This is a genomic window from Hankyongella ginsenosidimutans, assembly GCF_005144965.1.
GTDB lineage: Bacteria > Pseudomonadota > Alphaproteobacteria > Sphingomonadales > Sphingomonadaceae > Hankyongella > Hankyongella ginsenosidimutans.
The window spans coordinates 749,857-759,175 of record NZ_CP039704.1 but is presented as its reverse complement, the minus strand read 5'-3'; the positions used below and the strand labels follow the sequence as shown (position 1 = coordinate 759,175).

Here is a 9,319-nt window from a genome sequence, read left to right as displayed (position 1 = left end):
TCTTACCGGCTGTCCGCTGTCGGCCGACGCCAGCGCGCGGCGGTTGCGCGTTCGATCGCTGCCGCCGCCAGCCGTTCGACGCCAAGCGTCGAGCGCACGGTATCGAGGATGCGCCGTTCCAGGGTGCGCAGGCTGCCGTCCGCGGCGGCCACGTCGCAGGCGACGCAATAGGCGGTTTCCGCCCAGTCTGCATCGATGGCGCTGCGGATCAGCCCGAACACGGTCGCGAGGCCGTCATCGCGGGACAGGATGTCGGCGCAGTCGCGCATCGCCGGGATCATGGTCTCGACGTTGAATTCCTCGAATACCGGATAACGCCGGACGATCTGGCCGATGCGGGTCATCTCGGTCTGCTGCAGTTCCTGGTCGGCACCGGCAACAACGATCATCAGGTAGATCAGCGCGGTCTGCAGGGTAATCGGCTGTCCGGTCATGCGTCCTCGGCGCGTGGGGAATGCCCCGGTCTAGGCAAGCTTGGCGTCGCCTGCAAGTCATGGCTGAGAAAGCGCGTCACGATCCGGCAGGCATCGGCGAGGGCCACGCGCTCGGCGGGCACGGGAAACGCGTCCAGCAGCCGGCTGGGCGTGGCAGCGCCGATCAGCACGAACACGCCGCGGTCGCCGGCGCGGCGGATCAGCCGCCCGAACGCCTGCGCCAGCCGCGCCCGGGTCGCCCGGTCTTCATAGGCGGCATCGCCGGCCGCAGCCCGGCGTGCGGCGTGCAGCAGGGTCGGGCGGGACCAGGGATGCCCTCAGAATCGCCAGCCGCAGCGCCTCGCCCGGCACGTCGACGCCGTCGCGCAGCGCATCGGTCCCGAGCAGCGAGGCATGCCGGTCGGCGCGGAACAGATCGACCAGCGTGCCGGCGTCGAGAGGATCGATGTGCTGGGCGAGCACCGGCAGGCCGTTCGCGGTCAGAGGCTCGGCGATCCGGGCATGCACCGCCTTCAGCCGGGCGATCGCCGTGAACAGCCCAAGCGCGCCGCCGCCGGCTGCCTCGATCAGGCTGCGATAGGCGCCGGCAAGCTGGGCGACGTCGCCGCGCTTGACGTCGGTCACCACCAGTACCCGCGCGGCGGACGCGTAATCGAACGGTGAGGCGGCGGCTGAAGTCTGCACGCGCGCGGCGACATGGCGGGCGCCGACCCGCGCCTGCGCCTGGTCCCAGCCCTGGTCCGGCTGCCGGATCGCCGGCGGGTCGCGCAGGGTGGCAGAGGTGATCGCAACGCCATGCGCCGGCTGGTACACCGTGGTGGCGAGCGGCCGGGTCGGGTCGAGCCAGTGCCGGCACAGCGCTACGTCCAGCTCGCGCGAGTCGACACGCTCGAGCGCCAGCCAGTCGACGAAGTCCGGGTCCGGCGCGCCGCCGATCCGCGCCAGCAGCGCCAGCCAGGCCGCAAGCATCTGCTGCCGGTAGTCGAGCCCCAGGCGCGCGCCCTCCAACCGGGAGCGCAGCGCCGCCTCCAGCCACTCCGGCTGCTCCTCCAGCAGCGCCTCGATCCGGCCGGCCAGCACCCGCATGGGTTTGATCAGCGCCTCGATTGCCTGTGCCGCCGCCTGCGCTGCATCGATCAGGCGGGGCGGCGGGGCGGCAAGGTCCGCTTCCAGCCCGTAGCCGCTGTCGGCCTCCTCCGCGCGGGCGAGCACGGTCTCGCGGACAGCGCCGAGCAGCGCTTCCAGCGGGCCGTAGGGTGCGCCCTCGGCCAGACGCGCCAGCCACTGGTCGCCGGGCAGCGCCTGTGCCGCCTTCAGGGTCGCACCGAGGGCCTCCGCTGCCGCCGGGTCCTCCATGCCAAGTTCGGATAGGCGCGTTTCCAGCCCGCGCCGGCGACCGCGCGTGCGTCCGCCCTCCGGCCCCAGCAGCCAGCGCCGCAGTTCCAGCGCCTCACCACCGGACAGGCGAACGGCGAAGGTCGAGTCGGCGGCCTCGAACAGATGGTGGCCCTCGTCGAACACGAGCCGGGTCAGCCCGAGGCCCTCGGCACGGCCGCGCGCGGCGTTCATCATCACCAGCGCGTGGTTGGCGACCACGATGTCGGCCGCCGCCGAGCGGGCGATCGCGGCCTCGATGAAGCAGCGGCGATAATGCGGGCAGCCGGCATAGACGCATTCGCCGCGTCGGTCGGAGAGTGCGGCCATCCGTCCCATGCCGAACAGTCCCGTCAGCCAGCCGGGCAAGTCGCCGCCGACCATGTCGCCGTCCCGCGTGAAGCGCGCCCAGCGGGCGACAAGCTGCGCCAGCACCGCTGCGCGGCCCGTGAAGCGCCCTGCACGGCATCCTCGAGGTTCAGCAGGCACAGGTAATTCTCCCGACCCTTGCGCACGACAACGCGCGCCGCATAGTCCGCAGGGTCGGGGTAGACGCGCTTCAGTTCCTGGGCGAGCTGGCGTTGCAGCGCTTTGGTGTAGGTGGAAATCCACACCGTGCCGCCCGCCGCCTCGGCCCACAGCCGCGCCGGCGCCAGATAGCCGAGCGTCTTGCCGGTGCCGGTTCCCGCCTCGGCGAGCGCGAGGGTCGGCTGTCCCGCCACCGCGCGCGGCTGGAACGCGGCAGCGACCGCCCGGGCGTAGGCGCGCTGGCTCGCGCGTGGCTCCGCTGCCGCGCCGACAGTGCGGGCCAGTTCGTTCAGCACCTGCGGCTCGGCAAGTTCGACCGTGCGCGGTGCCGGCCGCGGCGCCGGTTCCTGCCATTCCGGGAGCGCCTGGAACAGCGGTTTCTCGACTGTTGCAGGGCAGGGACCCGCGCTGTCACCAGCGGTCCCCACGGCCATTTCAGGCGGTTGAGCGCGACCGCCGCGCCATAAGCGCCGGCGGCGTAGCGCCAGCCGGACGCGCCGATTTCGTCCAGCAGCGCCTGCGCGATCGCGAACAGGGCGGCCGGTTCGTCTTCCAGGGTCAGCGGCGGCGCAAGGCGCAGCGCCAGCGCCAGGCCGCGCGCGCTCGGCACGACGAACTGCGCCGGCCGCGCGAAGGCGAACAGCTCCAGCAGGTCTAAGCCGGAGATCTGCGGCGCGCCGATCCGGCTGGCGGCCAGCGGCGCATTGATCATCAGCACCGGCGTGTCGGCGACCAGCCGCAGCGCGGCCCCGCGTGCGATCGGCTGCGCGGGTTCGCCCGCGCGCGCGACCCACAGGCCGTCCCAGCCGGCGGCGAGCGCGGGGTTGGGCAGCAGTGTGCGCGAGTCAGCGGTCATGTCCTGCTTCTAAGCGTCGCGCGCCCCTTGGCAAGCCGGGGCGGCGGGGATAACAGCACAGCATGCAAGACCGTATCGCAAGCGTGCGCCGCGCCACCAAGGAGACCTCGATCGAGGTCCGGGTCAACCTGGACGGCACCGGCGTCTACAATGTCTCGACCGGCATCGGCTTCCTCGACCACATGCTGGAGCAGCTCGCGGCACAGCCTGATCGACCTCGACGTCAAGGCGGTCGGTGACCTGCACATCGACTTCCACCACACCACCGAGGACACCGGCATCGCCATCGGCGAGGCGGTGGCCCAGGCGCTCGGCGACCTGAAGGGCATCGTGCGCTATGCCGACGCGCTGATCCCGATGGACGAGACCCTGACCCGCGTCGCGCTGGATGTTTCCCGCCGCCCCTACCTGGTCTGGAAGGTCGGGTTCAGCCGCGACAAGCTCGGCGAGATGGACACGGAACTGTTCAAGGAATGGTTCCAGGCCTTCGCCCAGGCCGCCGGTATCACGCTGCACGTGGAAAACCTCTACGGCGAGAACAATCATCACATCGTCGAGAGCTGCTACAAGGCGCTGGCGCGCGCCCTGCGCACGGCGATCAGCATCGACCCGCGCAAGGCGGACAGCATCCCCTCGACCAAGGGCACGCTGGGCGGGAGTCTGTAAGCCGTTGGCCGAGCGCGTCGTCGTCATCGATTACGGCTCCGGCAACCTGCGCTCCGTCGCCAAGGCGCTGGAGCGCGTGGCGGACGGCACGTTCGATATCCGCGTGTCGGGTCAGCCGCCGAGCTGGCCGCCGCTGACCGCATCGTCCTGCCCGGCGTTGGCGCGTTCGGCCAGTGCAGCAGCGCCCTGCACGCGCTTCCCGACATGGTCCCGGCCCTTAACCGCGCGGTGCGGGAGCAGGGCCGGCCGTTCCTCGGCATCTGCGTCGGCATGCAGTTGCTGGCGACGCGCGGGCTGGAGCACGGCGAACATCCGGGTCTGGGCTGGATTGCGGGCGATGTCGTGCGCTTGTCGCCGGCCGATCCGGCGCTGAAGGTCCCGCACATCGGCTGGAACGCGCTGCATCCGGCGCGCCCGCATCCGGTGCTGCCGCCACCCGGCCACGCCTATTTCGTGCACAGCTATCACCTGGCGGCGCAGAACCCGCGCACGTGCTGGCCACCACCGATTACGGGCAGGATATCGCAGCCGTTGTCGGCGCTGACACCTTCCTCGGCACGCAGTTCCACCCGGAGAAGAGCCAGGCTCTGGGCCTTGAACTGCTGCGCAATTTTCTGGAGTGGCGGCCATGAGCCTCACCATCTACCCCTGCATCGACCTGAAGAACGGCCAGGTCGTGCGCCTGCTGGAAGGCGACATGAACCGCGTCACCGTGTTTTCGGACGATCCGCCCGGGCAGGCGCGCGTGTTCGCGCAGGCCGGGTCGCAGTGGCTGCATGTGGTCGACCTGAACGGCGCGTTCGCTGGCCGCCCGGTCAATTCGGCGGTGGTCGAGGCGGTGCTGGCCGCCTTCCCGGCAAGGTGCAGCTCGGCGGCGGCATCCGCACCCGGGCAACCGTCGATCACTGGCTGGGCCTTGGCATCGAACGGGTCGTGATCGGCACGGCCGCGATGACCGATCCGCAACTGGTGCGGGACGCCGCGCGCGCCTACCCGGCGCGGGTCGTGGTGGCGGTCGATGCACGCGACGGGTTTGTGACCACGCAAGGCTGGGCCGAGGCATCCACCGTGTCGATCGCCGAGCTTGCCGCCCGGTTCGAGGATGCCGGGGTCGCCGCCGTGTTGTTCACGGATGTCGGCCGCGACGGCCTGATGAAGGGCGTGAACGTTGCAGCGTCCGCAGCGCTCGCCGACCGCACGCGCATTCCGGTCATCGTCTCGGGCGGCGCGGCCAGCCTGGCCGACATCGACGCGGTGAAGGCGGCGCAGGCCCACTGCACGGGGACGCTGGATGGCGTGATCGTCGGCCGGGCGATCTACGATGGCCGCATCGACCTCGCGCAAGCGCTTGCGCGGGCGGCCTGATGCTCGCGACCCGCATCATCCCCTGCCTCGATGTCAAGGACGGCCGCGTGGTCAAGGGCGTCAACTTCGTCGATCTGGTCGATGCCGGCGATCCCGTGGAGCAGGCGCGCCTCTATGATGCCGCCGGCGCAGACGAACTGTGCTTCCTCGATATCACCGCGTCGTCCGACAATCGGGAGACCCTGCTGGATGTGGTCTCGCGTACGGCGGATCAGTGCTTCATGCCGCTGACGGTCGGCGGCGGCGTGCGGACAGCGGCCGATGTGCGCAAGCTGCTGCTTGCCGGCGCCGACAAGGTCTCGGTCAACACCGCCGCCGTCCAGCGCCCCGGACTGATCACCGAGCTGGCCGAGCAGTTCGGCAGCCAGTGCATCGTCGTCGCCATCGACGCCAAGCAGGTCGGCGACCACTGGGAAGTCTTCACCCATGGCGGGCGCACGGCGACTGGCCTGGATGCGATCGCGTTCGCGCGCGAGGTTGCTGGCCTGGGTGCGGGCGAAATCCTCCTCACCTCCATGGACCGGGATGGCGCAAAACCGGCTTCGACCTGGCGCTGACCCGCGCGGTTGCGGACGCTGTGCCGGTGCCGGTGATCGCCTCGGGCGGCGTCGGCACGCTCGATCATCTGGTTGCCGGCGTGCGCGATGGCCATGCGTCTGCCGTGCTTGCCGCCTCCATCTTCCACTTCGGTCAGCACAGCATCGCAGAAGCCAAGGCGGCACTTGCCGCGGCCGGCATTCCGGTGCGGCCGTGATGCGCATCGCGCTCGTCACCTGCGAGGGCCAGCCGGATGCGCAGGACGCGGACCAGCCGCTGCTTGCGTTTGTCGCGCCTGCGTGACGTCTCGCGTTGATGGGTAAAGTTGTCGGGCTGCTTTACAGTTTTGACGCGACTCATACCGTTAATGGAATATTAATCATGTTATTTCAATGACCTGGAGCGCTCTTGGCGCTGGCCTGCTTTGCTGGTTAACCTTTATAAAACTGGAGGATGCGGATGCGAGTTCTGGCTGCGATAGTCGCTTGTGGTATAGCGCTCGGCGTTGCCAGCGGGGCGCAGGCGCTCACGACCGTGACCGGCGGCTTGACCTTTACGGTCGCCAACGATGGTCCGGGACTGGCCGGTTCGCACTTCCACTCCTCGACCCTCACGGGCGACGGCGGCTTCGCGGAAGTCGGCCGCCTGTTTTTCTTCGACGATAATGGTAACGAAGTACGCGAGGAGAGCCGCGGTCTGTCGGAGTTTGACCTGAGCGGTCTCGGGACTGCATCGGAAGCGATCCTGCAATTCGAGGTGTTGTTCCCCGGCGGACTGTTCCTCGAAAATGAAAACCCGTTCGACGGCATCATCGCGCTGCTCGCCTATGAAGGCGACAACTTCGAGTCGATCGGCGACTTCCAGATCACGCCGACCTTCGCGCTTGGCGATTTCCCGATCGACCCGATTAACTTCTCGGGCGGCGAGATCATCAGCCTCGACATCACGGCGCTCTACAACAGCTTCATTGCGGACGGCGTCTCCGCCCTTGGCATCCGGCTGGAGAATGCGCCATTGATTGAGGGTTCTCAGGCTTGGACCTTCGGCAACTTCCTGCTGACCACGGAGGTTGCGCCGCCGCCGCCGCCGCCGACCGATATTCCTGAGCCGGCGACCCTTGGCCTGTTGGGCCTGGGTGCCGTCCTCGCCCTGCGTCGGAAGCGCTGAGAGCACTTCGCCCTATTGCGATTGCGCGGCGCGCGCCGGCGTCCGCCGCCTGAACAGGCTGGCGCTACTCTTCCATGATCCGGCGCTTGCCCGGCAGCAGCTTGACGGGTTCAAGCTCCGGCATCGGTGCAAGGCCGCTGCCCACAGCACCACGCTCGTCAAATACGAAGCAGCCGCCGCGCCAGCGTGAGTCCGCCGTCGGCACCGTCTCCAGATAGTTCAGGATGCCGCCCTGCAGGTGGTAGACATTGTCGAACCCCTGGTCGCGCATGTAGGCGGTTGCCTTCTCGCAGCGGATGCCGCCGGTGCAGAACATCGCGATCTTGCGGGCCGACTCCAGCGTGGCGCGGTTCGCCGAGACCCAGGCGGGAAAATCACGAAAGCGCGGCGTGCGCGGATCGATCGCGCCGTCAAAGCTGCCGACCGCGATCTCATAGTCGTTGCGGGTGTCAATCACGACCACGCCCGGCTCGTCGAGCAGGGCGTTCCAGTCGCGGGCGGCACATATGTTCCAACGCGGTTGACCGGGTCGACGCTCTCGACGCCCAGGGTCACGATCTCCCGCTTCACCTTCACCTTCAGCAGCCCGAACGGCATGGTGGCGCAGAGCGACTCGCGGGGTGTGAAGCCGGCGCAACCCGGCAGGGCGCGCAACGCCGCCAGGCCGGTGTCAACGGCGTCGCGGGGCCGGCGAAAGTGGTGTTCATGCCCTCGGGTGCCAGCAGCACCGTGCCCTTGACGCCTGCTGCAGCCAGAGCCTTGCGCAGGGGCGCGCGTACCATAGCCGGATCGTCGAGCCGTGCGAACACATAGCCGGCCGCGACGACGATAGGCCCGCTCATGCCAGCTCCAGCAGTCCAGCGATGGCGCGCATATCCTCGACGATTGCGTGCCGGCGTCCGCCAGCCGCTGCCTGCCGAACGCGTGCGCCGGGTCGGTGAAGGCGATGACCGTCATACCGGCGGCGCGCGCTGCCCGCACGCCGGTCGGCGAGTCCTCGATCGCCAGACAGGATGCCGGCTCGGCCTCAAGCAGCCCGGCTGCCATTAGATAGACGTCAGGCGCGGGCTTCGGCTGCGCGACCTGGTCCGCAGTCGCAATCCGGTCGCCGAAAAACTGGGTGAGGCCCGTGATGCGCAGGCTGCGACGCACGCCATTCAGGCGGCTGTTGGAGGCGACCGCCAGCGGACGCCCTTCCGCCTGCAGCATGGCAAGCAGTTGTGGAATCCCGGCAATCGGCTCCAGTTCCGTCTCGAGCAATAGACCTGCCGCCGCGTCCAGTTCGTCGCCGATCGCGGGGTCAGCGTCACCCCGAAGCGGGTCTCGATGTCCGCCGCCATCGCGGTCAGCGAGACGCCGGTATAGCGGGCGAACAGTTCGTCCGGTGCGGCGATGGCCCCGTAACGGGCGAACACCGCCGCGTTGGATTTCGCATAGACGCGCTCGCTGTCGACCAGCGTGCCGTCGCAGTCGAAGATGATTGGCCGCATCAGTGCAGGGACTTCAGCAGGCTTTCGAACAGGCCGCGCCCGTCGCTGCCGCCCTGCGCCGGTTCGCACAGCCGCTCCGGGTGCGGCATCAGGCCGAGCACGTTGCCGGTCTCGTTGATGATCCCGGCGATGTCGCGCTGCGAGCCGTTGGGGTTGTCGCGGTAGCGGAACACCACCCGGCCATCGCCCTCCAGCCGGTTCAGCGTCGCTTCGTCGGCGAAGTAGTTGCCATCGTGATGTGCGACCGGGATGCGGATAGCCTGGCCCCTGACGTAGGCGCTTGTGAAGGCGGTGTCGGCGTTCTCGACCGTCAGGTGAACGTCGCGGCAGACGAATTTCAGTCCGGCATTGCGCATCAGCGCGCCGGGCAGCAGGCCGGCCTCGGTCAGCACCTGGAAGCCGTTGCACACCCCAGCACCGCGACGCCGCGTTCGGCTGCGCCGCGCACGGCGTGCATGATCTGCGACTGCGCCGCCATGGCCCGAGCGCAGATAGTCGCCGTAGGAAAAGCCGCCCGGCACGGCGATCAGGTCCAACCCGTCCGGAAGCGCGGCATCGCCATGCCAGACCATGCGGGGTGCCGAACCCGTAATCCGCTCCAGCGCCACGGCAAGATCGCGGTCGCAGTTGGAGCCGGGGAAGACGATGACCGCCGCCTTCATGCCAGCTCCACCCGGAAATTCTCGATCACCGTGTTGGCCAGCAGCTTGCGGCACATCTGTTCGACCTGCGCGCGCGCCTGCGCTTCATCGGTTTCGGCCAGGTCGAGCTCGATATATTTGCCCTGGCGGACGTCGTTGACGCCGTCGAAGCCGAGCGCCGCCAGCGCGCCGGCGATCGCCTTGCCCTGCGGGTCGAGCACGCCGGATTTCAGGGTGACGTAGACCTTGGCCTTCATGGGG

At 69.1% G+C, this 9,319-nt stretch carries 7 protein-coding genes and 5 pseudogenes; 5 read left to right on the top strand and 7 right to left on the bottom strand.

Features of this window, described 5'->3' with window-relative positions; translation table 11 throughout:
* Nucleotides 1-2 precede the first annotated feature (2 nt).
* Nucleotides 3-434, bottom strand: coding sequence for a tellurite resistance TerB family protein (locus E6W36_RS04385; protein ID WP_222873877.1), 432 nt, complete (start codon nucleotides 432-434; stop codon nucleotides 3-5).
* Nucleotides 431-3,192 (bottom strand): annotated as a pseudogene (locus E6W36_RS17825) (ATP-dependent DNA helicase). Before E6W36_RS17825 ends, E6W36_RS04385 begins: the two are co-directional and overlap by 4 nt.
* Before the next feature lie 62 nt (nucleotides 3,193-3,254).
* Here E6W36_RS17825 and hisB point away from each other — a divergent pair.
* The 5 genes and pseudogenes from hisB to E6W36_RS04340 all read left to right on the top strand — a co-directional run bounded on the left by hisB (nucleotide 3,255) and on the right by E6W36_RS04340 (nucleotide 6,927).
* Nucleotides 3,255-3,858 (top strand): annotated as a pseudogene (hisB, locus tag E6W36_RS17820) (imidazoleglycerol-phosphate dehydratase HisB).
* Between the two features lie 4 nt (nucleotides 3,859-3,862).
* Nucleotides 3,863-4,490, top strand: a pseudogene (gene hisH, locus E6W36_RS04355) (imidazole glycerol phosphate synthase subunit HisH).
* Nucleotides 4,487-5,223: pseudogene (hisA, locus tag E6W36_RS04350) on the top strand (1-(5-phosphoribosyl)-5-[(5-phosphoribosylamino)methylideneamino]imidazole-4-carboxamide isomerase). Before hisH ends, hisA begins: the two co-directional pseudogenes overlap by 4 nt.
* Nucleotides 5,220-5,977 (top strand): annotated as a pseudogene (gene hisF, locus E6W36_RS04345) (imidazole glycerol phosphate synthase subunit HisF). The pseudogenes hisA and hisF overlap by 4 nt, the downstream one beginning before the upstream one ends.
* 317 nt (nucleotides 5,978-6,294) lie before the next feature.
* Nucleotides 6,295-6,927, top strand: a complete 633-nt coding sequence (locus E6W36_RS04340) for a PEP-CTERM sorting domain-containing protein (RefSeq protein ID WP_222873871.1) — start codon at nucleotides 6,295-6,297, stop codon at nucleotides 6,925-6,927.
* A gap of 64 nt (nucleotides 6,928-6,991) precedes the next feature.
* Here E6W36_RS04340 and trhO read toward each other — a convergent pair whose 3' ends face one another.
* Genes trhO through purS form a run of 5 tightly spaced genes read right to left on the bottom strand, consistent with a single transcriptional unit; the run spans nucleotide 6,992 to nucleotide 9,315 of the window.
* Nucleotides 6,992-7,390, bottom strand: a complete 399-nt coding sequence (gene trhO / locus E6W36_RS17815) for an oxygen-dependent tRNA uridine(34) hydroxylase TrhO (RefSeq protein WP_246048113.1) — start codon at nucleotides 7,388-7,390, stop codon at nucleotides 6,992-6,994.
* Entirely contained in the window at nucleotides 7,381-8,187 is an 807-nt protein-coding gene (locus tag E6W36_RS22965; protein ID WP_425459681.1) for an HAD family hydrolase, read from the bottom strand. The genes trhO and E6W36_RS22965 overlap by 10 nt, the downstream gene beginning before the upstream one ends.
* A complete protein-coding gene (locus E6W36_RS17800; RefSeq protein WP_246048112.1) occupies nucleotides 8,085-8,417 on the bottom strand; it encodes an HAD hydrolase-like protein in 333 nt (110 codons plus the stop codon). The genes E6W36_RS22965 and E6W36_RS17800 overlap by 103 nt, the downstream gene beginning before the upstream one ends.
* A complete protein-coding gene (gene purQ, locus E6W36_RS04325; RefSeq protein ID WP_222873870.1) occupies nucleotides 8,417-9,079 on the bottom strand; it encodes a phosphoribosylformylglycinamidine synthase subunit PurQ in 663 nt (220 codons plus the stop codon). Before purQ ends, E6W36_RS17800 begins: the two co-directional genes overlap by 1 nt.
* Nucleotides 9,076-9,315 (bottom strand): phosphoribosylformylglycinamidine synthase subunit PurS, encoded by a 240-nt coding sequence (purS, locus tag E6W36_RS04320; protein ID WP_222873869.1) that lies wholly within the window; start codon nucleotides 9,313-9,315, stop codon nucleotides 9,076-9,078. Before purS ends, purQ begins: the two co-directional genes overlap by 4 nt.
* Nucleotides 9,316-9,319: the final 4 nt, after the last annotated feature.

Coding starts and splice junctions, on each gene's coding strand:
- purS (WP_222873869.1), bottom strand. CDS start 9,315: ATGAAGGCCAAGGTCTACGTCACCCTGAAATCCGGCGTGCTCGACCCG.
- E6W36_RS17800 (WP_246048112.1), bottom strand. CDS start 8,417: ATGCGGCCAATCATCTTCGACTGCGACGGCACGCTGGTCGACAGCGAG.
- purQ (WP_222873870.1), bottom strand. CDS start 9,079: ATGAAGGCGGCGGTCATCGTCTTCCCCGGCTCCAACTGCGACCGCGAT.
- E6W36_RS04385 (WP_222873877.1), bottom strand. CDS start 434: ATGACCGGACAGCCGATTACCCTGCAGACCGCGCTGATCTACCTGATG.